At 70.7% G+C, this 23933-nt stretch carries 23 protein-coding genes; 17 read left to right on the top strand and 6 right to left on the bottom strand.

Features of this window, described 5'->3' with window-relative positions; translation table 11 throughout:
* Together A5706_RS15445 and A5706_RS15450 are read left to right on the top strand one after the other, a co-directional pair.
* Nucleotides 1-515: acyltransferase (locus A5706_RS15445; protein WP_197517842.1), on the top strand; the 515-nt coding region annotated here is incomplete at its 5' end.
* A 169-nt stretch (nt 516-684) separates the two neighbouring features.
* The gene (locus A5706_RS15450) at nt 685-1380 is read left to right on the top strand and encodes a GDSL lipase (RefSeq protein ID WP_068132112.1); all 696 of its coding nucleotides are present in this window, start codon (nt 685-687) and stop codon (nt 1378-1380) included.
* Between the two features lie 225 nt (nt 1381-1605).
* Here A5706_RS15450 and A5706_RS15455 read toward each other — a convergent pair whose 3' ends face one another.
* Both A5706_RS15455 and A5706_RS15460 read right to left on the bottom strand, forming a co-directional pair.
* On the bottom strand, nt 1606-3723 hold the full coding sequence (locus tag A5706_RS15455) for an acyltransferase family protein (RefSeq protein ID WP_197517845.1): 2118 nt from the start codon (nt 3721-3723) through the stop codon (nt 1606-1608).
* Nucleotides 3724-3774: 51 nt separating this feature from the next.
* Nucleotides 3775-4623 (bottom strand): alpha/beta hydrolase family protein, encoded by an 849-nt coding sequence (locus A5706_RS15460; RefSeq protein WP_304528398.1) that lies wholly within the window; start codon nt 4621-4623, stop codon nt 3775-3777.
* A 106-nt stretch (nt 4624-4729) separates the two neighbouring features.
* Between A5706_RS15460 and A5706_RS15465 the strand changes: the two genes are divergently transcribed.
* From A5706_RS15465 to A5706_RS15480, 4 genes are all read left to right on the top strand, one after another.
* On the top strand, nt 4730-6403 hold the full coding sequence (locus A5706_RS15465; protein ID WP_231985309.1) for a phospholipase C: 1674 nt from the start codon (nt 4730-4732) through the stop codon (nt 6401-6403).
* Nucleotides 6404-6494: 91 nt separating this feature from the next.
* On the top strand, nt 6495-7640 hold the full coding sequence (locus A5706_RS15470) for an LLM class flavin-dependent oxidoreductase (RefSeq protein ID WP_068132119.1): 1146 nt from the start codon (nt 6495-6497) through the stop codon (nt 7638-7640).
* 3 nt (nt 7641-7643) lie between these two features.
* On the top strand, nt 7644-8984 hold the full coding sequence (locus tag A5706_RS15475) for an MFS transporter (protein ID WP_068132120.1): 1341 nt from the start codon (nt 7644-7646) through the stop codon (nt 8982-8984).
* A 128-nt stretch (nt 8985-9112) separates the two neighbouring features.
* Complete coding sequence (locus A5706_RS15480; protein ID WP_068132185.1) at nt 9113-10465, top strand: amino acid permease; 1353 nt, start codon at nt 9113-9115, stop codon at nt 10463-10465.
* On the opposite strand, the gene A5706_RS15485 is transcribed toward A5706_RS15480, so the two are convergent.
* Nucleotides 10449-10844: a nitroreductase family deazaflavin-dependent oxidoreductase gene (locus A5706_RS15485; RefSeq protein WP_068132183.1), complete on the bottom strand. Its 396-nt coding sequence runs from the start codon at nt 10842-10844 to the stop codon at nt 10449-10451. The two genes, A5706_RS15480 and A5706_RS15485, sit on opposite strands and share 17 nt — an antisense overlap.
* Before the next feature lie 79 nt (nt 10845-10923).
* Here A5706_RS15485 and A5706_RS15490 point away from each other — a divergent pair, with 79 nt between their 5' ends.
* From A5706_RS15490 to A5706_RS15525, 8 genes are all read left to right on the top strand, one after another.
* Complete coding sequence (locus tag A5706_RS15490; protein ID WP_068132122.1) at nt 10924-11265, top strand: hypothetical protein; 342 nt, start codon at nt 10924-10926, stop codon at nt 11263-11265.
* A gap of 61 nt (nt 11266-11326) precedes the next feature.
* Nucleotides 11327-12670 (top strand): glutamate-1-semialdehyde 2,1-aminomutase, encoded by a 1344-nt coding sequence (gene hemL / locus A5706_RS15495; RefSeq protein WP_068132124.1) that lies wholly within the window; start codon nt 11327-11329, stop codon nt 12668-12670.
* Nucleotides 12670-13278, top strand: coding sequence for a histidine phosphatase family protein (locus A5706_RS15500; protein ID WP_068132125.1), 609 nt, complete (start codon nt 12670-12672; stop codon nt 13276-13278). Before hemL ends, A5706_RS15500 begins: the two co-directional genes overlap by 1 nt.
* 49 nt (nt 13279-13327) lie before the next feature.
* On the top strand, nt 13328-13918 hold the full coding sequence (locus A5706_RS15505; RefSeq protein ID WP_231985312.1) for a TlpA disulfide reductase family protein: 591 nt from the start codon (nt 13328-13330) through the stop codon (nt 13916-13918).
* On the top strand, nt 13915-14694 hold the full coding sequence (locus tag A5706_RS15510; protein ID WP_068132128.1) for a cytochrome c biogenesis CcdA family protein: 780 nt from the start codon (nt 13915-13917) through the stop codon (nt 14692-14694). The genes A5706_RS15505 and A5706_RS15510 overlap by 4 nt, the downstream gene beginning before the upstream one ends.
* Before the next feature lie 110 nt (nt 14695-14804).
* On the top strand, nt 14805-16364 hold the full coding sequence (locus A5706_RS15515; protein WP_068132186.1) for a cytochrome c biogenesis protein ResB: 1560 nt from the start codon (nt 14805-14807) through the stop codon (nt 16362-16364).
* A complete protein-coding gene (gene ccsB / locus A5706_RS15520; protein ID WP_068132130.1) occupies nt 16361-17338 on the top strand; it encodes a c-type cytochrome biogenesis protein CcsB in 978 nt (325 codons plus the stop codon). The genes A5706_RS15515 and ccsB overlap by 4 nt, the downstream gene beginning before the upstream one ends.
* A gap of 44 nt (nt 17339-17382) precedes the next feature.
* Entirely contained in the window at nt 17383-18669 is a 1287-nt protein-coding gene (locus A5706_RS15525; RefSeq protein ID WP_068132188.1) for a MinD/ParA family protein, read from the top strand.
* A 6-nt stretch (nt 18670-18675) separates the two neighbouring features.
* On the opposite strand, the gene A5706_RS33055 is transcribed toward A5706_RS15525, so the two are convergent.
* A complete protein-coding gene (locus A5706_RS33055) occupies nt 18676-18831 on the bottom strand; it encodes a hypothetical protein (RefSeq protein WP_156767144.1) in 156 nt (51 codons plus the stop codon).
* A gap of 46 nt (nt 18832-18877) precedes the next feature.
* Here A5706_RS33055 and A5706_RS15530 point away from each other — a divergent pair, with 46 nt between their 5' ends.
* Complete coding sequence (locus A5706_RS15530; RefSeq protein ID WP_068132132.1) at nt 18878-19231, top strand: DUF4229 domain-containing protein; 354 nt, start codon at nt 18878-18880, stop codon at nt 19229-19231.
* A 105-nt stretch (nt 19232-19336) separates the two neighbouring features.
* Here A5706_RS15530 and A5706_RS15535 read toward each other — a convergent pair whose 3' ends face one another.
* Nucleotides 19337-20209 carry a 1,4-dihydroxy-2-naphthoate polyprenyltransferase gene (locus A5706_RS15535; protein WP_068132192.1) on the bottom strand — a complete coding sequence of 291 codons (873 nt, stop codon included), beginning with the start codon at nt 20207-20209 and terminating at the stop codon, nt 19337-19339.
* 34 nt (nt 20210-20243) lie between these two features.
* Here A5706_RS15535 and A5706_RS15540 point away from each other — a divergent pair, with 34 nt between their 5' ends.
* Both A5706_RS15540 and A5706_RS15545 read left to right on the top strand, forming a co-directional pair.
* Nucleotides 20244-21020 (top strand): S-methyl-5'-thioadenosine phosphorylase, encoded by a 777-nt coding sequence (locus A5706_RS15540; protein ID WP_068132190.1) that lies wholly within the window; start codon nt 20244-20246, stop codon nt 21018-21020.
* Nucleotides 21017-22048 carry an NAD(P)-dependent oxidoreductase gene (locus A5706_RS15545; RefSeq protein ID WP_068132135.1) on the top strand — a complete coding sequence of 344 codons (1032 nt, stop codon included), beginning with the start codon at nt 21017-21019 and terminating at the stop codon, nt 22046-22048. Before A5706_RS15540 ends, A5706_RS15545 begins: the two co-directional genes overlap by 4 nt.
* A 6-nt stretch (nt 22049-22054) precedes the next feature.
* Here A5706_RS15545 and A5706_RS15550 read toward each other — a convergent pair whose 3' ends face one another.
* Nucleotides 22055-23698, bottom strand: coding sequence for a hypothetical protein (locus A5706_RS15550; protein ID WP_068132136.1), 1644 nt, complete (start codon nt 23696-23698; stop codon nt 22055-22057).
* Nucleotides 23699-23933 lie beyond the last annotated feature (235 nt).

Raw genomic sequence — 23933 nt, forward strand, 5'->3', positions numbered from 1 at the left:
GGTATGTGTCCCTGCTTCTGCTGGCGGCCATGGTGGGCGTCCTGTACTGGTTCAGCGCGCACCCGATCCACGGCGTGGTGGAGAACGACAGCGGCGGGGTGGTCGACGTGCTGTTCGTTCCGCTGGTGATCGCCCTGGCCATCGGCGTGGGGGGCCTGCCGAGGATCCTCTCCACCCGGGCCATGGTGTACGGCGGACAGATCTCGTTCTGCCTGTACATGGTCCACGAGCTGGTGCACACCGCCTGGGGATGGGCGGTCGAGGAGTTCGAGCTCACGCCGCAGAACAACCCGTGGAAATGGAACGTCGTCGGCCTGCTTGCGATTGCCGTGGGCATGTCAATCCTGCTGTATCACTTCGTCGAAGAGCCCGCGCGCCGCTGGATGCGCAGGATGGTCGACGTCCGGCCCGCGACCGCGAAGACCGAGCCCTTAGAGCCGGACACTGCAGCGGTCGGCGCCAAGGTTCGTCCTATCGAGGATGCGCGGGAAGCGATTTCGGCCCGCGCGGTGTGAGATTTACCTCGGCAGCGGGCCCGCTCGCGCCCGGAACCCGTCGCTACCATGGCGACAGCGGCCAGCCGCCATTTGCGCGGATTGACGCCCAGTTCGCGCCGTTTCCTCGTACGATTCGGTTGATTCGGTATGCGGCGCACGACGATACAGCTTCCGGGGGGAGGTAGCCATGAGTCGCCTGGCGACGCTCGTGCTCGGCCTCGCCCTGGTGGCGGGCGTCGTCCTCGCGGGCCCGCCACGGGTTCGGGCCTACCAAACCCTGACCCTGGATTCCCGGCTGAACCACGTGGCGGTGGTCGGCGACTCGTACACCACCGGAACCGACGAGGGCGGCCTCGGCCCGAATTCGTGGACCGCCCTGGCCTGGCACACGCTCGCACAGCGGGGAGTGCGCATCGTGCCGGACGTGTCGGCCGAGGGCAGGGCCGGCTACGGGGTGCGCGGCGACCACGGCAGCATCTTCGAGGACCTGACCGGGAGGGCGGTCAAGCCGGAGGATGCGCTCGTGGTGTTCTTCGGCTCCCGAAACGACCAGGGCTTTCATCCCGAGGACCCCGAGCTGCTGGCCGGAAAGGTGCGCGACACCTTCGCTCTGGCGCGGCGCCTGTCGCCGTCCGCCAGGCTGCTGGTGATCGGGCCGCCGTGGCCGACCGCCGACGTGCCCGATTCCGTCCTCGAGATTCGCGACGTGCTCAACGGCGCGGCGCGGGCCGCCGGAGCGGCGTTTGTCGATCCGATCGGTGATCGCTGGTTCGTCGACAGGCCTGATTTGATCGGCCCCGACGGTGTGCACCCCAACGACGCGGGGCATCAGTATCTGGCGGACAAGATCGCGCCCCTGATCGGCATGCAGCTGTCTCGATGATGCTGCGATGAGCCGCCAAAGGCTCAGGCGCGCAAGGCTTTAGCTAGTCTTCCGCGTGGCGCTCGTAATCCCATTGCTCCAGGCGCGTTTGCAACTGCATCAGGCCGACGCCCGCGACGGGCGCGATGGCCGCAATACAGATCAGCAGCAGCGGAGTCATCTTGAAAACCTCCAAACACCTTTCACTGATATGACGTTCGTGCATCTCGAGAAGTTCATTACGCGTCAGCCGTCCGCCAGGGCGCGGTCCGCAAGCGCACCGATCACCGGTGTCAGCAGTTGCGCGTACTCGGTCGTGATGTGGTTGTCGTCCCGGAAAACCAGGGTGTTGCCGACGATCACCGGGCAGCGGTCGACGGCGCAGAACAGGTCGGTCAGATCGGCGTACTGCCCGCCGGCGACGGTGGTCGCCGCCCGCTCGGCGCCCATGCCGTCTCCGTCGAGCGCGGCCGATCGGGCCGGCGCGCACGCGGTGGCGTCGTCGAGGTGACCGGACAGGCAGGCCGGCACCTGCCCGTGCGGATCCGGGGCGGGCCCGAGAACCAGCACGGTCGCGCCGGTGCTCCGGAACTGTTCGACCGTGCGCCCCAGGGTGTCGATCCAGGCCGGGTCGTATGAGGTGAAACCGAAATCCGCCCCGTAGCGACGGCTCATGTCCAGCACGATCAGGCGCGGGCGCTCGGCCTTCAGCCGGTCCATGATCTGGCCGCGCCACTGGGCGCATTCGGTGTACTCGCGGCCCAGGTACGGGCTGGTGATGCGAAGCTCCTGCAGCGGGCAGGTCACCTTGGCCAGCGCCTCCAGCCGCCAGTGCCGCTGCTCGGCGACCCGCTGGAAGGCCGGCTCCCACATGGCGGCGTGCGAGTCTCCGACCAGGGCCACCGTCGTCGGCGACGCCAAATCGCCCGTCGCACAATCGCTTTGGCCCACGTCGCGCCAAGACCGCACGCACCCGTTTACGAAGATGGCCGCCTTGTCGGCGGGCGCCTTGGCGAGCGGGGGCTCGAGGTTTGACGGGACGGCGCGCAGCGCCGCGGACGTCGCGACAGCGTCGCGCACCTGCGCGATGGCCTGGCGCAGCGCCGCGTCGGTCGCGCTGACGGCGGCGACGCCGGGTGGGGGCACCGCGACGATGTTGGCTTTCGGCGCCGCCACGCCGTGACCCGTCGGCACCGGCGTCAACGTCAGCAACAGCACGCACGCGCAGGCCGCCGCCGCGCTGGCGGCGCCGGCCACCGCGAGGCTGGCCCTCGCCGATTGGCGCAGGGCGGCGGCGAACCGGCCGGGGTCCTCGACCAGATGCAGCGTGATCACGGCCAGGCCCGCCGACACGGCGGTCGCGGTCAGCCGGGCGGGCAGCCCGGCGGGCTCGCCCAGCAGCGGCGGCATGAGCAACAGCACCGGCCAGTGCCAGAGGTACCAGGAGTAGGAGACCCGGCCGATTGCCCGCATCGCCGGCTTGCACAGCAGGCGTCCGGCGCCCAGCCCGCCCGTCACGCAACCCGCGCCGATCACCAGCGCGGTGCCCAGCACGGGCAGCAGGGCCGCGGTACCGGGGTAGGGGGTGCCCGGACCCAGCTGGGTGCAGGTGAGCGCGATCAGCCCCAGGCCGCCCCACCCCGCGATCGACGCGGGCAGCAGGGGCAGCCTGCGCCACACCGGGATCGACAGGGCCACCAGGCCACCCGCCGCCAGCTCCCAGGCGCGGGTCGGCAACGAGAAGAACGCGAAGGCGGGCGACGTGCGGGTCCACACCACGCCCGCCGCCAGCGACGCCGCGCCTACCACCGCCAGCACCACCACATAGGGCGTCGCCGCCTTGCTGGCACCGCCTTTCGCGCGGCGGACCAGCCACGCGGTGCCGATGATGAGCACCGGCCACACCAGATAGAACTGCTCCTCGACGCCCAGCGACCAGTAGTGCTGGAACGGCGAGGGGGCATCCGAGGACAGGTAGTCGGTGCCCTGGCGGGCGAACCGGTAGTTGCCGACGTACAGGGCGCTGGCGATGCCGTCGAGGAAGACGCTGCGCGCCTGCAGGGGTGGGAGCACCGCGGCCGCCGCCGCGGCGGTGACCACGCCGACGGCGGCGGCGGCGGGCAGCAGGCGCCGGGCGCGTGCGCCGTAGAAGCGGCCCAGCCGGACGGTGTCGGTGGTGGTGACCTCGCGCCACAGCAGGCCGGTGATGAGGAAACCGGAGATGACGAAGAAGACGTCCACACCGATGTAGCCGCCGGCGACGCCGGGGATGCCCGCGTGGTAGAGCACGACGGCGATGACCGCGACCGCCCGCAATCCCTCGATGTCGGGCCGGAATCCCTTCCGAGAGGTCCGCCGCTCCACTCGACGTGGGCCGCTGGCGAGCACTTCCTGCCGGACTGTCATCTGCGTGAGCTAGGTCGCCATCCAGGCCAGTTCACCCGGCAGTTGCGTGCGCCAGTAACCAATGTCGTGTCCCCCCAGCGAGAAGCTACCCGCGGGCGGGGTCTTCAGTTGGCCGACGAATTGTCTTGTGGCGAAATAGAAGCGGTCGAACGTGCCGCAGTCGACGCGCAGGGGAATCGAGTTCAGCGCGGGCACACCCAGGACGCTGTTCTGTACCCAGTCGTCGTAGCTGTCGAACGCTCCCGGCGCGCTGCCCGTGAACGAGGTGTACAGCGCCGGGCTGACCGCGCAGATGCCGGCCGTCCGCGACGGCCCCAGCTTGGCGCCCAGGTGCAGCGCCCCGTAGCCGCCCATGGACCACCCCATGAAGCCCACCCGTGAGGTGTCCATGCCCATCGAGGACAGCATGGGCAGCAACTCCTCGAGTACCATCGCGCCCGAGTCGACGCCGGAAGCCCTTTTGTGCCAATAAGTGTTGCCGCCGTCGACGCCCACGACGGCGAAGGCCGGCTTGCCCTCCTTGACCAGCCGGGCCAGCCCCTCCTGTACCCCCATCTCCAGCATCTGGTTGGCGTCGCCGTCCACGCCGTGCAGCGCGATCACCGGGCGCAGCATCCCGGTCTGGCCCGGCGGCACGGCGATCACGTAGTTGGTCTTGACGCCCCCGCGCGCCGCCGACACGAACGACCCGGTGATCTTGCTCGGCAGCGCGGCGCCCGCGGTCGGGGGCTCGTACGGCGCGGGCGCCGCTTGCGGCTTGATCGGATCCAGCAGGGCGCTCAAGGCGAACACGCCCGCGGCCCCGAGGCTGGCGCCGGCACCCATCCGGAGCACCGCCCGGCGTGTCAGGTCAGGCATGATCGCAATGATGCCGCGCCGAGCCGGCATTCCCGGCCGAGCCACGCCGTATTGGAAGCATTGCGTGATCTGGCGTGATCTCTTGGTCACGAAGAGGTGATCTTTGATGGACCGTACGCCTCGCGTTGAGGCGCCGTTCACCCAATGGGCCCCGGCTGAAGACCTAAAGCCGGTACGCCTCGGCGGCATGGAATTGCAGCGTTTCGCCGCGGTGCTGGCCGCACTCGTCCTCGTCGCCGCGTGCGGGCATCGACCCACCAGCCCGAGCCCGGAGCCCGCGACCGCCACGCCGATCCACCACCTGGTGGTGATCTTCGAAGAGAACGTCTCGTTCGACCACTACTTCGGAACGTATCCCCACGCGGCGGGCGTCGACGGCCAACCGTTCACCGCCAGACCGGGCACCCCCGCGGTGGACGGCCTGACCCCAGAGTTGTTGACGCACAACCCCAATTCGGTGCAGCCGATGCGGCTGGGCGGGACGGGTCAGATCGTGACCTGCGATCAGGACCACGAATACCAGGCCGAGCAACTGGCCTTCAACGGCGGCGCGATGGATCGGTTCGTCGAGCACACCGAGGGCGAGCCGTGCCCGGCGCCGCTCTTCAATGCCCCCGGCCTGGTGATGGGCTACTACGACGGCAACACGGTGACCGCGCTGTGGAACTACGCGCAGCACTACTCGATGAGCGACAACTTCTACAACACCACCTTCGGCCCGTCGTCGCCCGGTCACATCAACCTGGTCTCGGGCCAAACACACGGGGTGACAAAGAAATTCATGCCCGGCGGCCAGCCGTTCCCGCCGCACATGGTGATCGACGACACCGGCAACGGCCAGGGCAGCCTGATCAACGACTCGCAGCCCCTCGGCGACGACTGCTCGTCGCGCGACCAGGTGCAGTTCAGCGCCGGCAACAAGAACATCGGTGACCTGCTGAACGCGAAGGGCGTCACGTGGGGCTGGTTCCAGGGCGGTTTCAAGCCCACCGGCCAGGGGGCGGACGGCGCGGCGCAGTGCGGCGCGACGCACAACATCGGTGACGCCGTGGGCGGATCCGGCAAGACCGGGCCGCTGCCGTTCGGCACCAAGCCCGACTACGTCCCGCACCACGAGCCGTTCCAGTACTACCCGTCCACCGCCAACCCGCACCACTTGCCGCCGAGCGCGACCGATCAGATCGGGCATAGCGACCAGGCCAACCATCAATACGACCTGGCCGATTTCTGGGCCGCCGCCGACGGCGGCCACCCGCCGGCGGTGAGCTTCCTCAAACCGCCCGCCTACCAAAACGGGCACGCCGGTTACTCCGATCCGCTCGACGAGCAGCGGTTCCTCGTCGAGACGGTCAACCACCTGCAGCGGCTCCCGCAATGGCGCGATACGGCGATCGTCGTCGCCTACGACGACTCCGACGGCTGGTACGATCACAAACCCTCGCCGATCGTGACCTCCTCGGCCACGCCCGAGGACGCGCTGAACGGTCCGGGCCGCTGCGGTGACCCCGCCGCCGCGCCCGCCGCGTATCAGGGCCGCTGCGGGTACGGCCCGCGGCTGCCGCTGCTCGTGATATCCCCTTACGCCAGAACGAATTTCGTGGACCACACGTTGACCGACCAGACGTCGATCCTGCGGTTCATCGAGGACAACTGGAGCACCGGGCGCATCGGCGACCACTCGTTCGACGAGCGCGCGGGCGCGCTCACCGGGATGCTGGATTTCACCGGCCCCGCTCAACCGGCGCTGGCCCTCGACCCCCGTACCGGCAACCCGCAATAGCGTCGGCCCGGGATCCAATCTCGCAGTTTTCAACCCTCGCGCGTCCCGCCGATGTCCCGCACCATCGGGGGTTGGACACGAGGGAGGGTGAATGAGCCTGGCGTTTCATTGGTTCCTGCCGACGTACGGGGATTCGCGAAACCTGGTCGCGGGCGGGCACGGCACCGCGATGCACGGCGACCGGCCCGCGACGTTGCGGTATCTGCACCAGATCTGCGCGGCGGCCGAGGACAACGGCTTCGAGGCCGTGCTCACGCCGACCGGATTATGGTGCGAGGACGCGTGGTTGACGACGGCGATGCTGATCGAGGGCACCGAGACGCTGAAGTTCCTGGTCGCGTTCCGGCCCGGGCTGCTCAGTCCCACCCTGGCGGCGCAGATGGCCGGGACGTTCCAGCGGCACTCGGGCGGCCGGCTGCTGCTCAACGTCGTCACCGGCGGCGAACCGCACGAGCAGCGCGCCTACGGGGATTTCCTGGACAAGGAATCGCGCTACGCCCGCACCGCCGAGTTCCTGCACGTGGTGCGCCAACTCTGGGCCTCGCGGGAGCCGGTCACCTTCGCCGGCGACCACATCCGCATCGACGGCGCGCAGCTGAACAACCCGCCCGACCCGATCCCCGCGGTGTTCTTCGGCGGGTCGTCGGCCGCCGCGGGGCCGGTCGCGGCCAAGTACTCCGACGTCTACCTCACCTGGGGCGAGCCGCGGGCGGCCGTCGCCAAGAAACTCGACTGGATCCGCGGGCTGGCCGTCAATGCGGGGCGAATCCTGCAGTACGGCTTGCGGATTCACGTGATCAGTCGCGACACCTCCGAGCAGGCGTGGGCCGAGGCCGACCGGCTGCTCGCCGCGGTCGACCCGGCCGACGTCGAGCGGGTGCAGGCCAGCCTGGCGCGTAGCGAGTCCGAGGGCCAGCGCCGCATGCTGGACCTGCACGGCGGCGACAGCGGCCGGCTCGTGGTCGGCCCCAACCTGTGGGCCGGGGTGGGCCTGGTGCGCGGCGGCGCGGGCACCGCGCTGGTCGGGTCGCACGCCGAGGTGGCCGAACGCCTGGCCGAGTACTCGCGACTGGGCATCAGCCACTTCATCCTGTCGGGCTATCCCCACCTGGAGGAGGCGTACTGGTTCGGTGAGGGTGTCCTGCCGCTGCTCGAACGAAAGGGCTTGTGGCAGCACCCCAACCGCCAATCACACCCGGCGCCGTCGACGCCGTTCGCGATCGCGTCCGCGCAGTAGGCCATGGCAACCACGCTGCCCGACGCGGGCGTCGCCGCGCCGCAAGGTCACGAGGAATCCGAGGTCGAACGCCGCCGTCGGCTGCGCATCGTGGTCGCGGCCAGCCTGCTGGGCACCACCGTGGAGTGGTACGACTTCTTCCTGTACGCCACCGCGGCGGGCCTGGTGTTCAGCAAGGTGTTCTTCCCCAACGAAACCTCTTTGGTGGGAACGCTTTTGGCGTTCGCGACGTTCGCGGTCGGGTTCGTCATGCGGCCGATCGGTGGCCTGGTGTTCGGGCACATCGGGGACCGGATCGGTCGCAAGCGCAGCCTGGCGCTGACGATGCTGATCATGGGCGTCGCCACGGCGCTGATCGGGGTCCTGCCGACCGCCGCCCAGATCGGGGCCTGGGCGCCGCTGCTGCTGTTGACGCTGCGCATCCTGCAGGGGTTCGCGCTCGGCGGCGAGTGGGCCGGCGCGGTGCTGCTCGCCGTCGAGCACAGCCCCGCGGACCGACGCGGCCGCTTCGGCGCCATCCCGCAGGTCGGCCTGGCGCTCGGATTGGCCTTGGGCACAGGCATTTTCGCGTTTCTGCAAATCGCGTTGGGCCCGAGCCGGTTCCTGGCCTACGGCTGGCGGATCGGGTTCCTGCTGAGCCTGGTGCTGGTGGCGATCGGCATCGTGGTCCGGTTGCGAGTGGAGGAGACGCCGGCATTTCGCGAGCTGGCCGACCTCGAGGCGACGTCCACCGTGCCGATCCGCGAGATCGTCCGCGAACCCCGATCCCGGCGCAACACCGTGCTGGGGCTGCTGTCGCGGTGGGCCGAGGGCTCGGCGTTCAACACCTGGGGTGTTTTCGCGATCAGCTACGCCACCGGCGCGTTGGGGTTCAACAAGGTGTCGGTCCTGGTCGTCGTCACCGTCGCCGCCCTGCTGATGGCGGTGCTGCTGCCGGTGTCGGGAATCCTGACCGACCGATTCGGGCCGCGGCGGGTGTATCTGGTTGGCGTGGCGTGCTACGGCCTGTTGGCGTTCCCCGCCTTCGCGCTGTTCGGCACCAAGAACCTGCTGCTGTTCGGGCTCGCCATGGTCGTCGTGTTCGGCGTCGTGCACGCGCTGTTCTACGGCGCGCAGGGCACCCTGTACTCGGCGCTGTATCCCACCGCCACCCGCTACACCGGGCTGTCGTTCGTCTACCAGTTCTCCGGCGTGTACGCCTCCGGCGTGACCCCGATGATCCTGACCGCGTTGATCGCCGCCGACAGGAAGGCGCCGTGGCTGGCGTGCGGGTATCTGGTGGCCACGGCCGTCATCAGCGTGATCGCCACGGCCCGGATCCGCGAGCGGGATTTGTACCTGTGAGCTGACCGGGCGCCCCACCCGCATCGAGACTGCGGTGAGCGCGTGATTTTCGCAAAATCCGCGATCTGTGCGCAGTCTCGGCGAACGCAACCGGTCGCGGCCCGTCCGCCGATGTGATGTGGTTAACCGTGGCCGGCACCACCCAACTGCGCCAAGGGCTATCGCAGCGGCAGCTCAGCATGATCGCCCTGGGCGGCGTGATCGGCGCCGGGTTGTTCGTCGGGTCGGGCGTGGTGATCAAGGACACCGGGCCCGCCGCGTTCCTGACCTACGCGCTGTGCGGCCTGCTGATCGTGCTGGTGATGCGGATGCTGGGCGAGATGGCCGCCGCCAACCCGTCGACGGGGTCGTTCGCCGACTACGCGGCGCAGGCCCTGGGCGGCTGGGCGGGGTTCTCGGTGGCCTGGCTGTACTGGTACTTCTGGGTCATCGTGGTCGGGTTCGAGGCCGTCGCCGGCGGCAAGGTCCTGGGCTACTGGTTCCACGCACCGCTGTGGCTACTCTCGCTGTGCCTGATGGTGCTGATGACCGCGACGAACCTGTTCTCGGTGTCGTCGTTCGGTGAATTCGAATTCTGGTTCGCCGGAATCAAAGTCGCCACGATCGGGATCTTTCTCGCCGTCGGCGCGGTGTTCGTGCTGGGCCTGCTGCCCGGCCATCACCCCGATTTCTCCAACCTCACGGCGCACGGCGGGTTCTTCCCGAAGGGCGTCGCGGCGGTCTTCGCGGCCATCGTGGTGGTGATCTTCTCCATGGTCGGCGCCGAGATCGTCACCGTCGCCGCCGCCGAGAGCCGCGACCCCGAGCTGGCGGTCCAGCGGGCGACGAGGTCGGTGGTGGCGCGCATCGGGATCTTCTTCGTCGGCTCGGTCTTCCTGCTCGTGGTGATCCTGCCGTGGAATTCGGTGGAGCTGGGCGCATCCCCGTACGTCGCGGCCCTCAAACACATGGGCCTGCGCGGCGCGGATCAGGTGATGAACGCCGTGGTGCTCACCGCGGTGCTGTCCTGCCTGAACTCGGGCCTGTACACAGCTTCACGGATGCTGTTCGTGCTCGCCGACCGGCGCGAGGCCCCGGCCCGGCTGGTCAGGCTCAGCCGGCGCGGCGTCCCGCACATCGCGATCCTGTGCTCGTCGGCGATCGGCTTCGGCTGCGTCCTGATGGCCTGGATCGCGCCGGGTACGGTGTTCCTCTTCCTGCTGAACTCGTCGGGCGCGGTCATCCTGTTCGTCTACTGGTTGATCGCGCTGTCGGAGATCGTCCTGCGGCGCCGGACGCCCGACGAAAAGCTGCGCATCAAGATGTGGTTCTTCCCGCTGCTGTCGATCCTCACGCTCGCCGGAATCACCGCCGTGCTGGTGCAAATGGCGTTCGACCGCTCGGCGCGCAGCCAGCTCTGGCTCAGCCTGCTGTCGTGGGCGGTGGTGATAGCGGTGTACTTCGCGGCCCGGGCGCGCGCCCGGGTCAGTCGGTCCTGGTGAGCAACACCGCTTGCTCGAACGGCAGCCTGGCGAAAATCGGCCGCCATCCGCGGGCGACGTGCGGCGCGGCCTCCTCCTTGCTGACCACCCGTGGGTCCGTGACCCCGAAAGTCTTGCCGTAGCGCCGGATCCGAGCCCCGTTGGCCGCGGTGATGTTTTTCAGCCAGTCGCGGTCGGGGCCGTAGGTGAGCAGGATCGCCACCCCGGGCTTGCCGTCGACCTCGGCGGTGAACACCGTAACCGGCGTGCGGTAAGGCTTTCCGGAGCGCCGGCCGACATGTTCGACGATGCAAAACGTCGGCGCCCAGCCGGCCCACAGCCGCTGGACGGGATTGGTGACGTGCCGATTGAACCGCGCGAGCCCCTGTGGAAGTTCCATGCCTTCCATCCAACCCGCCCACCCCGCCCGCCTCAAGGCATGGGCTGCCGCGTGAGCGGCGCGAGCGTAGTGTCGCGTCATGGCCGACTCCCCGGGTGACGTGGCCGCCGAGCGCGCCCAGGAGCTGCTGCGCAGGGAGGCCGAACTCGCCGCCCGCAAGGCCGTCACCGAGGACCACGTGAAGCGCGCCGCCGAGCGCGCCGACCGCGCCCATGAGCGAGACCAGGCGGCCCGTGAACGCGCGGTGTATCGCCACTACGAAGCCGGCGCCGCCCACGAGCGCGCCGCCGAGGTCGAGGAACTCGCAGTCGCCGAGGGCCTCGGCGACGTCGCCGCCCACCGGCGCGCGGCGGAAAAGGAACGCGAAGCCGCCCGCCGCGAGCTGCGGGCCGCGCAGGAAGCCGATCAGCAAGACGCCTGATGCCCGCGCTCTGCTACACCCTGTAGTTGAACGATCGGCCGAGGCTGGGACACTGGTCGGCATGGGTTCCACTGACCAGGCGACCGCCGATGCCGCGACCTCGGGAAGCGGCGTGGCCGCGTCGGCGCGGCTGTTCTCCGACGCCTGCGCCGTCATCCCCGGCGGGGTGAACTCCCCGGTGCGCGCGTTCACCGCAGTGGGCGGCACGCCGCGCTTCATCACCGAGGCGAAGGGCTGCTGGCTCACCGACGCCGACGGCAACCGCTACGTCGACCTGGTGTGCTCGTGGGGGCCGATGATCCTGGGCCACGCCCACCCGGCCGTCGTCGACGCGGTCGCCACGGCCGCCGCCTCGGGCCTGTCGTTCGGGGCGCCGACGCCGGCCGAGAGCCGGCTGGCCGCCGAGATCATCGGGCGGGTGGCGCCGGTCGAGCGGATCCGGCTGGTGAACTCCGGCACCGAGGCCACGATGAGCGCCGTCCGGCTGGCCCGCGGGTTCACCGGGCGGGCCAAGATCGTCAAGTTCTCCGGCTGTTACCACGGCCACGTCGACGCGTTGCTCGCCGACGCCGGTTCCGGCGTCGCGACGCTGGGTTTGCCGTCCTCGCCCGGGGTGACGGGCGCGGCCGCGGCCGACACAATCGTGTTGCCCTACAACGACATCGACGCCGTCACGGAGACGTTCGCCCGGTTCGGCGACCAGATCGCCGCCGTGATCACCGAGGCCAGCCCCGGCAACATGGGCGTCGTCCCGCCGGGGCCGGGCTACAACGCGGCGCTGCACGCGATCACCGCCGAGCACGGGGCGCTGCTGATCGTCGACGAGGTGATGACGGGATTCCGGGTCAGCCGAAGCGGTTGGTACGGAATCGATCCCGTCGCCGCCGACCTGTTCACCTTCGGCAAGGTGATGAGCGGCGGGCTGCCGGCCGCGGCGTTCGGCGGACGGGCCGAAGTGATGGAGCGGCTGGCGCCGCTGGGGCCGGTGTATCAGGCCGGCACCCTGTCGGGGAATCCGGTGGCGGTGGCCGCCGGGCTGGCCACGCTGCGCGCCGCGGACGACGCGGCCTACGCCACACTGGACGCCAACGCCGACCGGCTGGCCGGGCTGCTGTCCGAGGCGCTGACGAAAGCCGGTGTGCCGCACCAGGTTCCGCGGGCCGGGAACATGCTCAGCGTGTTCTTCTCCGACACGCCGGTGACCGACTTCGCCTCCGCGCGGGCCAGTGAGACCTGGCGTTACCCGCCGTTCTTCCACGCCCTGCTGGACGCGGGCGTCTACCCGCCGTGCAGCGCCTTCGAGGCGTGGTTCGTCTCGACGGCCCTGGACGACGACGCATTCGACCGGATCTCGGCCGGGCTGGCCCACGCGGCCCGCGCGGCCGCACAGGAGGACAGGCCCTGATGGCCGAACAGACCAAAGTCCACGTGGTGCGCCACGGCGAGGTGCACAACCCCACCGGCGTCCTCTACGGCCGGCTGCCCGGATTCCACCTGTCCGAGCGGGGGCGGGCGCAGGCCGACGCGGTCGCCGAGGCGCTGGCCGACCGCGACGTCGCCGCCGTCATCGCCTCCCCGCTGCAGCGGGCCCAGGAGACCGCCGCGCCCATCGCCGCCAAGCACGGCCTGGCCGTGGACACCGACCCCGACCTGATCGAATCGCTCAACTTCTTCGAGGGCCGCCGCGTCGGCCCGGGCGACGGCGCCTGGCGCGACCCGCGGTTCTGGTGGCAGCTGCGCAACCCCTTCACCCCGTCCTGGGGCGAGCCCTACACCGAGATCGCGGCCCGGATGACGACCGCCGTGGACAAGGCGCGCGCCCGCGGCACCGGGCAGGAGGTGGTGTGCGTCAGCCACCAGCTGCCCGTGTGGACGCTGCGGCTGCACCTGAGCGGCCGGCGGCTCTGGCACGACCCGCGGCGACGCGAATGCGGGCTCGCCTCGGTGACGACCCTGGTCTACGACGGCGATCGCCTCGTCGACATCGAGTACTTCCAGCCAGCGGCGCCATGAGCGCGCGCCGGCGACGATGCAGAGCGAAGCGATGAGGAGAAGCGGCGCCATCAGTGTCCGCCGGCTGGCTGTGGCCGGGGCAGCGGTGGCCATTTTGCTGGCCGGCTGCTCCGGTCGCGACGCCGTGGCGCAGGGCGGCACCTTCGAATTCGTCTCGCCCGGCGGGAAGACCGACATCTACTACGACCCGCCGGCCAGCCGCGGCCGCCCGGGGCCGCTGTCGGGGCCGGACCTGGCCGACCCGGCGCACACCCTGTCGCTGGACGACCCGACGTTCGCCGGCCGCGTCGTCGTCGTCAACATCTGGGGGCAGTGGTGCGGGCCGTGCCGCGCCGAGGTCGCCCAGCTGCAGCAGGTGTACGACGCAACCCGCGGCGCCGGGGTCTCCTTCCTGGGCATCGACGTCCGGGACAACAACCGGCAGGCCGCCCTGGACTTCGTCGACGATCACCACGTCAGCTACCCCTCCATCTACGATCCGGCGATGCGCACCCTGATCGCGTTCGGCGGCCGGTACCCCACCACCGTCATCCCGTCCACGCTGGTGTTGGACCGCGAGCACCGGGTCGCCGCCGTCTTCCTGCGCGAGCTGTTAGCCCAGGATCTGCAGCCCGTGGTGCAGCGGGTGGCCGGGCAGTGACCGGCTTCGCCCAGATCGCCGCCGCCGGGCCGCTGCTGCTGGCGCTCGGCGTGTGCCTGCTGGCCGGGCTGGTGTCGTTCGCCTCGCCGTGCGTGGTCCCGCTGGTCCCCGGCTACCTGTCCTACCTGGCCGCGGTCGTCGGGGTGGACGAGCAGCCGCCGCCCGGCGCGCTGAAGGCGCCGCCCGCCGCCCGGTGGCGGGTCGCGGGCTCCGCCGCGTTGTTCGTCGCCGGGTTCACCACGGTGTTCGTGCTCGGGACCGTCGCCGTCCTGGGAATGACCACCGCGCTGATCACCAACCAGCTGCTGCTGCAGCGCGTCGGCGGCGTGCTGACGATCGTGATGGGCCTGGTGTTCGTGGGCCTCATCCCGGCGCTGCAGCGCCAGGCCCGGTTCAGCCCGCGCCAGCTGACCACGGTCGCGGGCGCGCCGGTGCTCGGCGCGGTGTTCGCGCTCGGCTGGACGCCGTGCCTGGGGCCCACGCTGACCGGGGTGATCACCGTCGCGTCGGCCACCGACGGCGCGAACGTCGCGCGCGGGGTGGCGCTGGTGATCGCCTACTGCCTGGGGCTGGGCATCCCGTTCGTCCTGCTGGCGTTCGGCTCGGCGGGGGCAGTCGGGGCGCTGGGCTGGCTGCGACGGCACACCCGGGCCATCCAGATCTTCGGCGGCGCGCTGCTGATCGCCGTCGGCGCCCTGCTGGTCACCGGGGTGTGGAACGACTTCGTCTCCTGGCTGCGCGACGCGTTCGTCTCCGACGTGAGGCTGCCGATTTGATGGCGCGAACAGACGCAAAAGCCCCCAAAATTGGGCATTTTGGGGGGCTTTTGCGTCTGCTCGCGACCCTTCGCGCCACGGCCCGCAACACCTGGCGCGCGCTGACCTCGATGGGCACCGCGCTGGTGCTGCTGTTCCTGCTCGCGCTGGGCGCGATACCCGGCGCGCTGCTGCCGCAGCGCAGTCTCAACGCCGGCAAGGTCGACGAGTACCTGGCCACCCACCGCGTAATCGGGCCCTGGCTGAACCGGCTGCAGGCCTTCGACGTGTTCTCCAGCTTTTGGTTCACCGCCATCTACGTGCTGCTGTTCGTGTCCCTCGTCGGTTGCCTGACCCCACGGATGATCGAGCACGCCCGCAGCCTGCGCGCCACCCCGGTGGCCGCCCCGCGAAACCTGGCCCGGCTGCCCAAGCACGCCAGCGCCGAAATCGCCGGCGACGCGGCGGATCTCAACGCCCTGGCGAACACGATCGGCGGCCGACTGCGCGGCTGGCGCACGGCGATCCGGCATGAGAGCGAGGTCGTCGAGGTCTCGGCGGAGAAGGGCTACCTGCGCGAGTTCGGCAACATCGTCTTTCACTTCTCGTTGCTGGGCCTGCTGGTCGCCGTGGCCGTCGGCAAGCTGTTCGGCTACGAGGGCAACGTCATCGTCATCGCCGACGGCGGCCCCGGCTTCTGCTCGGCCTCCCCGGCGGCGTTCGATTCGTTCCGCGCCGGCAACACCGTCGACGGCACATCGCTGCACCCAATCTGCATCCGGGTCAACGACTTTCAGGCGCACTACCTGCCGTCGGGGCAGGCCACCTCGTTCGCGGCGGACATCGACTACCAGAACGGCAGCGACCTGGCCGCCAACAGCTGGCGGCACTACCTGCTGGAGGTCAACCACCCGCTGCGCGTCGGCGGCGACCGCGTGTACCTGCAGGGCCACGGCTACGCGCCCACCTTCACCGTGACCTTCCCGGACGGGCGGTCGCGCACGTCGACCGTGCAATGGCGACCCGACAACCCGCAGACCTTGCTGTCGTCGGGGGTGGCGCGCATCGACCCGCCCGCCGGCAGCTATCCCAACGCGGCCGAGCGCCGCCAGCACGAGATCGCCATCCAGGGCCTGCTGGCGCCGACCGAGCAGCTCGAGGGCACCCTGCTGTCGTCGCGGTTCCCGGCGCTGAACGCCCCGGCCGTCGCCGTCGACATCTACCGCGGCGACACCGGCCTGGACACCGGGCGGCCGCAATCGTTGTTCACGCTGGATCCCCGGCTGATCGAGCAGGGGCGGCTGACCAAGGAGAAGCGGGTCAACCTGCGCGCCGGTCAGGAGGTTCGGCTTGACGCGGGCCCGGCCGCCGGCACCGTCGTCCGCTTCGACGGCGCCGTGCCGTTCGTCAACCTGCAGGTCTCCCACGACCCCGGCCAGGCCTGGGTGCTCGTCTTCGCGGTCACGATGATGGGCGGGCTGGTGGTGTCGCTGCTGGTGCGCCGCCGCAGGGTGTGGGTCAGGCTCAGCCCGGCGGCCGGTACGGTGAACGTCGAACTGGGCGGGCTGGCGCGCACCGACAACTCCGGGTGGGGCGACGAGTTCGAGCGGTTGACCGAGCGGTTGTTGCACGGGCTGGGCGAGCCCGACACCGCCGCGTCCAGAAGGAGTTCTCAGGTGGACGTCAAATGAACACGCTGCACGTCAACGTCACGCTGGCGCGCTACTCCGACTGGGCGTTCACCTCGGCGATCGTGGCCCTGGTCGTCGCGCTGCTGCTGCTGGCCGTGGAGCTGGCCTACGTCGGCGCCCGGCGCGCCGACCAGCGCGCGGCGGTACTGGCCGGCTCGGTCGCGGCCGACAGCTCGGTCCCCGGCATCGTGGAGGACGCCGACGCGCGGCCGTTCGACGAACGCGTCGGGCGGGCCGGGTTGGCCGTGGTCTACCTCGGCATCGGGCTGCTGCTGGCCTGCATCGTGCTGCGCGGCCTGGCCACCGTGCGGGTGCCGTGGGGCAACATGTACGAGTTCATCAACCTGACGTGCTTCTGTGGCCTGGTCGCCGGGGCGATCGTGTTGCGCCGCCCGCAGTACCGCCCGCTGTGGGTCTTCCTGCTGCTGCCGATCCTGATCCTGCTGACCGTTTCCGGGCGCTGGCTCTACACCAACGCCGCGCCGGTGATGCCCGCGCTGCAGTCCTACTGGTTGCCGATCCACGTGTCGGTGGTCAGCCTGGGTTCCGGGGTGTTCATGGTCGCGGGCATCGCCAGCATCCTGTTCCTGCTGCGCACGTCGCGGCTAGGGGATCCGGAGGCAGACGGCGCGTTGGCCCGCATGGTTCGGCGGCTCCCCGACGCGCAGACCCTGGACCGCGTCGCCTACCGCACCACGATCTTCGCGTTCCCGGTGTTCGGTTTCGGGGTCATCTTCGGCGCCATCTGGGCGGAAGAGGCCTGGGGCAGGTATTGGGGCTGGGACCCCAAGGAGACGGTTTCGTTCGTCGCGTGGGTGGTATACGCGGCCTATCTGCACGCCCGGTCGACGGCGGGATGGCGGGACAGGAAGGCGGCCTGGATCAACGTCGCGGGTTTCGTCGCCATGATCTTCAATTTGTTCTTCGTTAACCTGGTGACCGTGGGCCTGCATTCGTATGCGGGCGTGGGATGACAGTCAGCAACCGACCCGAGTAACACACAACAGGGGGAGTGCACGTGTCCGACCATCCAACCACCGGCGTCGGTGCGCCCGAGCCGCCGACCACGCAGCCGCCCCCCGACGCCCCGCCCCAGCAGGCCGGCCCGGGCGACGAGGCCCCCACCCGCGCCTTCGCCGGGTTCCGCACCGAGCGGCGGGTCCCCGGACCCGAGCGGCGGCAAGCTGCGGCCCCCACGGCGCCCGGCCCGGCGCCCGGCGGGATGCCGCCCTGGGATCCCACACCGGTGACCGGAATCCCGCGCGTCGACCCGACCGCGTTCGGGGCCTATTACAACGCGCCATCTGAGGCGCCACCGGCCGAGGCGCAGGCGCCCCCGTACCGGCCCGAGCACCTGCCACACACGCCGTATCCCGAGCTGTCCACCGGCATGCTCTTGCGGCCGGTCAAACCGCCGCCATCCGAGGGTTGGCGGCGGGTGATCTACGACCTGTCCGGTCACCTGATCAACCTGGGCGAGAGCCCGCGGGCCCAGCGCCACAACAACCTGGTGGCGCAGGTCAACCGGCCCCTGCGGGGTTGCTACCGGATCGCGCTGCTGTCGCTGAAGGGCGGCGTCGGCAAGACCACGATCACCGCGACGCTGGGGTCGACGTTCGCGACCATCCGCGGCGACCGCGTGGTGGCCGTCGACGCCAACCCCGACCGGGGCACGCTGAGCCAGAAGATCCCGCTGGAGACGGCGGCGACGGTGCGCCAACTGCTGCACGACGCCGGAGCCATCGAGCGCTACAGCGACGTCCGCCGGTACACCTCGAAGGGCCCGAGCGGCCTGGAGGTGCTGGCGTCGGAAACCGACCCGGCGATCTCCGACGCGTTCGGCGCCGAGGACTACAGCCGCGTGCTGGAGATCCTGGAGCGGTTCTACGGCCTGGTGCTCACCGACTGCGGGCCCGGGCTGCTGCACTCGGTGATGTCGTCGGTGTTGGAGAAGGCCGACGTGTTGCTGGTCGTCGCGTCGGGGTCCATCGACGGCGCGCGCAGCGCCTCGGCGACGCTGGACTGGCTGGACGCCCACGGGCACGAGGAGCTGGTCCGCAATTCGATCGCGGTCATCAATGCCGTGCGGCCGCGCACCGGCAAGGTCGACATGAACAAGGTGGTCGACCACTTCTCGCGCCGCTGCCGCGCGGTGCGGCTGATCCCGTTCGACCCGCACCTCGAGGAGGGCGCCGAGATCGACCTGGACCGGCTGCGGCGCAGCACCCGCGAAGCGCTCACCGAGCTGGCGGCCGTCGTGGCCGACGGGTTCCCCGGTGACCAGCGCAACCCGGGTCTGGTTTAGGAGGGACTAGCGGGGGTTATCCCCGTGGCCTAACCGCCGCAAGAAGTCAGGATCGTCGTCGGGCCCGATGACGCGGGTCTTCGGCCGGACCTGTGACCGCGCCGCGCGCCAGCCAACGTAGATCAGCGTCCCCAGGATCAGAACGAGTAGCAGGTAGAGCACTCAACACCTCCTCCGAGCGAATATACGCGGGCCGTAGGCTCGGGGTGTGTCAGAACGGCCCAGCGACAGCAGCACCGACGAGCGCCCGCGCAATCGGGTAGTCGTCGACGTTTTGCTCTACGCGGCGGCGCGGCTGGTGCTGGTCGCCGCGCTGAGCGGCGCGATCTACGGGCTCGCGCGATTGCTGGGGATCGCCCAGTTCCCCGTCGTGGTCGCGGTGTTGTTCGCTCTGATCATCGCGATGCCCTTGGGCATCTGGGTGTTCGGCCCGCTGCGCCGTCGCGCTACCGCGTCGCTCGCGATAGCCGGCGAACGCCGGCGCCGCGAACGCGAACAGCTGCAGGCCCGCCTGCGTGGCGAGCAGGCGCCGCGGCCGGAGCCGGACGCGCCGGACGCATAGCCTTCCCCCGTTTGCGTGTGCATCGACGGCGTCGCGCGTGCATCCAGGGCGAAAGAATCGCCCGGATCCCGCCGTCGGCTCACACGTAAAACCCTGAAAGCACACTCAGTGCGCGAGGGCCAACGCCGTCGCCACCGCGATCGCCCACACCACCATCGCCAGCCCGGTGTCCCGCAACACCGGAATCAGTTCGCGCCCGCCGCGGCCGGAGCGCACCGGGGCGAGCGCGCGCAGGGCCAGCGGCGTGGCGACCAATCCCACGGCGCACCACGGCGTCGCCGCCATGAGCACCAGCGTTGCGACCCCCGCGGTCGCCATCAGCGCTTGGTAGAGGATCCGGGTGCGAGCGTCGCCCAGGCGCACCGCCAGGGTGATCTTGCCGGACTGTGCGTCGGTGGGGATGTCGCGCAGGTTGTTGGCCACCAGCACCGACGACGACATCGCCCCGATCGACACCGCCAGCACCGCCCCGACCCAGTCCACCCGCAACGCCTGGGTGTACTCGGTGCCCAGCACGGCGACCAGGCCGAAGAACACGAACACCGCGACCTCGCCAAACCCCGCGTAGCCGTACGGCTTTGAGCCGCCGGTGTACAGCCACGCGCCGGCGATGCAGGCCGCGCCGACCGCGATCAGCCACGGCGCGCTCAGCAGCGCCAGCACCAGCCCGGCGACCGCGCCCAGCGACAGGCTCGTCACCGCCGCGGTCAGCACCGCGCGCGGAGCGGCCAGCCGCGAGCCCACCAGCCGGACCGGGCCGGCGCGCTCGTCGTCGGTGCCGCGGATGCCGTCGGAGTAGTCGTTGGCGTAGTTCACGCCGACGATCAGCGCCAGCGCGACGGCCAGCGCCAGCAGCGCCTTCCACCACACCGCGGATCCCAGCCACGCCGCGGCGCCCGTGCCCGCCACCACCGGCGCCACCGCGTTGGGCAGCGTGCGGGGCCGGGCACCCGAGACCCACTGCGCGAGACTGGCCACCAAGCCATCCTGCCTCATGCACCACAATGGGCGGATGCTCGGAGTCATCGGCGGCAGCGGCTTCTACACGTTCTTCGAGTCCGACACCCGCGACATCGACGTCGACACCCCCTACGGCCCGCCCAGCGCCCCGGTCACGGTGGGCGCCGTCGGCGACCACGAGGTCGCCTTCCTGCCCCGGCACGGTGCGACCCACCAGTTCTCGGCGCACACCGTGCCGTATCGGGCCAACATGTGGGCGCTGCGCAAGCTCGGCGTGCGGCGGGTCTTCGGCCCCTGCGCGGTCGGCAGCCTGAACGCCGACAACGGCCCGGGCGCGGTGGTGGTGCCCGACCAGCTGGTGGACCGCACCACCGGCCGCCCCGACACCTACTTCGACTCCGGCGCCGTCCACGTCGACTTCGCCGACCCCTACTGCCCGACGCTGCGGGCCGCGGCCACGGGCCTGCCCGACGTCGTCGACGGCGGCACCATGGTGGTGATCCAGGGGCCGCGGTTTTCCACCCGGGCGGAGAGCCGCTGGTTCGCCTCGGCCGGGTTCAGCCTGGTCAACATGACCGGCTATCCGGAGGCGGTGCTGGCCCGCGAACTCGAAATATGTTATGCGGCAATCGCGTTGGTGACCGACCTGGATGCCGGCGTCCGGGCCGGTGAGGGCGTGAAGGCCGTCGAGGTGTTCGCCCAGTTCGAGAAGAACATCGGGCCGTTCAAGGAGCTGGTGCGCGCCGCGATCGGCCGGGTCGCCGCCGAGCGCGACTGCACGCACTGCCAGCCGCACACCGGCGTGACCCTGCCGGTGGAGTTGCCGTGAGGGTGCTGCTGACCGGGGCGGCCGGATTCATCGGGTCGCGGGTGGACGCGGCGCTGCGGGCGGCCGGCCACGACGTGATCGGCGTCGACGCGATGCTGCCCGCGGCCCACGGCCCTAATCCCGTGCTGCCGCCGGGCTGCCGACGCGTCGACGTCCGCGACGGCGACGCGCTGGCCCCGCTGCTGGACGGCGTGGACCTGGTGTGTCATCAGGCCGCGATGGTCGGTGCCGGCGTGGACGCGGCCGACGCGCCGGCCTACGGCGGCCACAACGATTTCGCCACCACTGTGTTGCTGGCGAGGATGTTCGCCGCGGGCGTGCGCCGCCTGGTGTTGGCCTCGTCGATGGTGGTCTACGGGCAGGGCCACTACGCCTGCCCCGAGCACGGGCTCGTCGACCCGCCGCCGCGCCGGCGCGCCGACCTAGACGCCGGGATCTTCGAAAACCATTGCCCGACATGCGGGCTCGACGTGACATGGCGACTGGTCGACGAGGACGCCGCGCTGCGCCCGCGCAGCCTGTACGCGGCCAGCAAGACCGCGCAGGAGCACTACGCGCTGGCGTGGTCGGAGGCGACGGGCGGCTCGGTGGTGGCGCTGCGCTACCACAACGTCTACGGGCCGGGCATGCCGCGCGACACCCCCTACTCCGGGGTGGCCGCGATCTTCCGCTCGTCGCTGGAAAAGGGCGAGCCGCCAAGGGTTTTCGAGGACGGCGGGCAGACGCGGGATTTCGTCCACGTCGACGACGTCGCCGCCGCGAACGTGGCCGCCGCGGAGGCCGACCAGGATGGCTTCACCGCCGTCAACGTCTGCTCCGGGCGCCCAATCTCGATCCTCGATGTCGCCGCCGCGCTGTGCGAGGCGCGGGACGGTTCGGTGTCCCCGGTGGTCACGGGGCAGTACCGCAGCGGCGACGTGCGCCACATCGTCGCCGACCCGGCCCGGGCCGCCGCGGTGTTGGGGTTCCGCGCGGCCATCGACCCGCGCGAGGGCTTGCGCGAATTCGCTTTCGCGCCTTTGCGTTAAGGCGCTCTAACTCGACGGCGGGCGGAAGATCCGCGGCTTCTGGACGGGGATCTGCCGGGTGGCCGAGTCGTCGCCGCGGAAGATTCGCGGCGAACCGGCGAGCTGCGGCGCCGCTCCGCCGGTCGGAATGCGCGTCGTCGCCGCGGCCGACGGGGCCGCGTGGCCCACGGGGATGCGCGTCGTCGGGGCGCCGGGGCCGGGGTGGGTGCCGGCCGGGCCGCCACGCGTGTGCGCGGGACGGCGGCGCTGGCGTCGCGCGCGCCGCGCGCCGAGTTGCCCGGTGATGATGGCGGCCGCGAGGATGCACAGCGCCAGCACGCACAGCACGACATCGAAGGTGCTGGTGATCTGTTGGGCGAGGTTGTTGCCGTACACGGGATTCGGCGCGGGGGCGTTGGGCGCCTCCTCGAACCGCGGCGCCAGCGCGACGCCCAGCACGACGCGGGAAATGCCCAGTGTCGCAACGAGTCCGCACAGCGACGAGATCAGCCTGGGGGAGACGGCGTCGTTGCCCACGTTGATGCGCAGCCAGATCGCCAGCACCGCGGTCGCCAGGTCGAAGGCCGCCAGCACCATGCTGTCGTAGCGCGAGAACGGGTAGTTCAGGGTCACGGCGACGGCCAGGTCGGTGATGCGCATGACCATCGACCCCAGGCACCAAACGATGATGAGCAGCAAGCCGTTTCGGGCCGCCGCGCGCCACGCGTTCTCCTCCGTCGCCGACGCGTCACGGCGGGCCGACAACGCCGCGGGCGCGAAAATGGCCGCGGCCGCCGCCCACGCCAGGTAGCCCTCGAAGCCCACGCCCGCCGTCGACGTGTTCTGCGCTATGCCGTGGAACGCGTCGATGTCGCGGCCGACCGGAAGGATCCAGACCAGGATCCCGGCGACCAGCGTCGAAACCCCGAGGGCCACGGTCGCCAGCCGGGAAGCCCTGGTGCTGCGCAGCAGCCACCTCGACCCGACCACCACGGCGAGCAGCGCCACCGCGCCGTACACCAGCGCCGTCGCGATCACTGCGATGTTCTGCTTGCCGAAGCCGGACGAGCCGCTCGCGTCGTGTAGCGCGTATTTCAGCCGCCAGAACAGGTTGAAGCAAACGCTCAGCGCCGCGCCCACCATCGACGCGTAGCCGATGACCCGCGCCGACCTGGGGTTGTCAGTTGAGTCGGCCGCGACCGGCCGCGCGCTCAGCAGCGAGCCGGCGATGCCCAGCCACGCCCCCGGCCCGACTCCGCCGGGCACGTTCACGCTGCCACCGAACCGCACGGTCTCGAACACGTCGAACGCGACGAAGCCGACGACCAGCAACACATAGGGAACGTTGAGCGCGAGCCGAAGGCGGCCCGCCCGCGCGGGATTGAACTTCGCACTTGCCGATCGCCAGGAACCGGCCAGCACGATCGATGCCAGCGACAGCAGCGTCACGGCGAACAGCACCGCCAACAGCGGCTTGTTGCTGCCGTCGATTCCCATGCCGAAATACAGGTTCCACGGCAACAGCAGCGCCACGACGAGCATGGCGGCCGCGGTCAGATCGGCCGCGACGTCCGAACGCCGGCGGGGCCGCGCGCCCGGCGGCGCCGGCCGCGTCTGCTGCGTCCGCCCGCGGATCGGCCCGGTAGGGGCGTCGTCGCTGCTCTGACTCACGGTTCCCCCCGGGTGTCGAGGACGGCTTCTGGCGGCACAACTTTGGCGGCGCGGCGGGGGAACCCCCTGCCGCATCGACCGCGTTGCTCACTTGGAAACATAATCTCCGTTCGGGCGACGCGGCAGTGGTGAGGACGTGTGCGTTTCCGGGGTGGCCGCCACGCGGTTACGCTGCGCTCACAGGCGAACACCGAAAACCTCGTCGCCCGAATGACTGTTACCGCCGACGGTATCG

The organism is Mycobacterium sp. E796 (genome assembly GCF_001672815.1).
In the GTDB taxonomy this organism is placed as follows: Bacteria; Actinomycetota; Actinomycetes; order Mycobacteriales; family Mycobacteriaceae; genus Mycobacterium.

Bases quoted from the DNA above. Each gene is read 5' to 3' on its own strand.
- A5706_RS15470 (WP_068132119.1), top strand. From the start codon at position 6,495: ATGAGCCTGGCGTTTCATTGGTTCCTGCCGACGTACGGGGATTCGCGA.
- A5706_RS15465 (WP_231985309.1), top strand. From the start codon at position 4,730: ATGGACCGTACGCCTCGCGTTGAGGCGCCGTTCACCCAATGGGCCCCG.
- A5706_RS15460 (WP_304528398.1), bottom strand. From the start codon at position 4,623: ATGCCTGACCTGACACGCCGGGCGGTGCTCCGGATGGGTGCCGGCGCC.
- A5706_RS15490 (WP_068132122.1), top strand. From the start codon at position 10,924: ATGGCCGACTCCCCGGGTGACGTGGCCGCCGAGCGCGCCCAGGAGCTG.
- A5706_RS15515 (WP_068132186.1), top strand. From the start codon at position 14,805: ATGGGCACCGCGCTGGTGCTGCTGTTCCTGCTCGCGCTGGGCGCGATA.
- A5706_RS15450 (WP_068132112.1), top strand. From the start codon at position 685: ATGAGTCGCCTGGCGACGCTCGTGCTCGGCCTCGCCCTGGTGGCGGGC.
- A5706_RS15485 (WP_068132183.1), bottom strand. From the start codon at position 10,844: ATGGAACTTCCACAGGGGCTCGCGCGGTTCAATCGGCACGTCACCAAT.
- hemL (WP_068132124.1), top strand. From the start codon at position 11,327: ATGGGTTCCACTGACCAGGCGACCGCCGATGCCGCGACCTCGGGAAGC.
- A5706_RS15500 (WP_068132125.1), top strand. From the start codon at position 12,670: ATGGCCGAACAGACCAAAGTCCACGTGGTGCGCCACGGCGAGGTGCAC.
- ccsB (WP_068132130.1), top strand. From the start codon at position 16,361: ATGAACACGCTGCACGTCAACGTCACGCTGGCGCGCTACTCCGACTGG.
- A5706_RS15540 (WP_068132190.1), top strand. From the start codon at position 20,244: ATGCTCGGAGTCATCGGCGGCAGCGGCTTCTACACGTTCTTCGAGTCC.
- A5706_RS15475 (WP_068132120.1), top strand. From the start codon at position 7,644: ATGGCAACCACGCTGCCCGACGCGGGCGTCGCCGCGCCGCAAGGTCAC.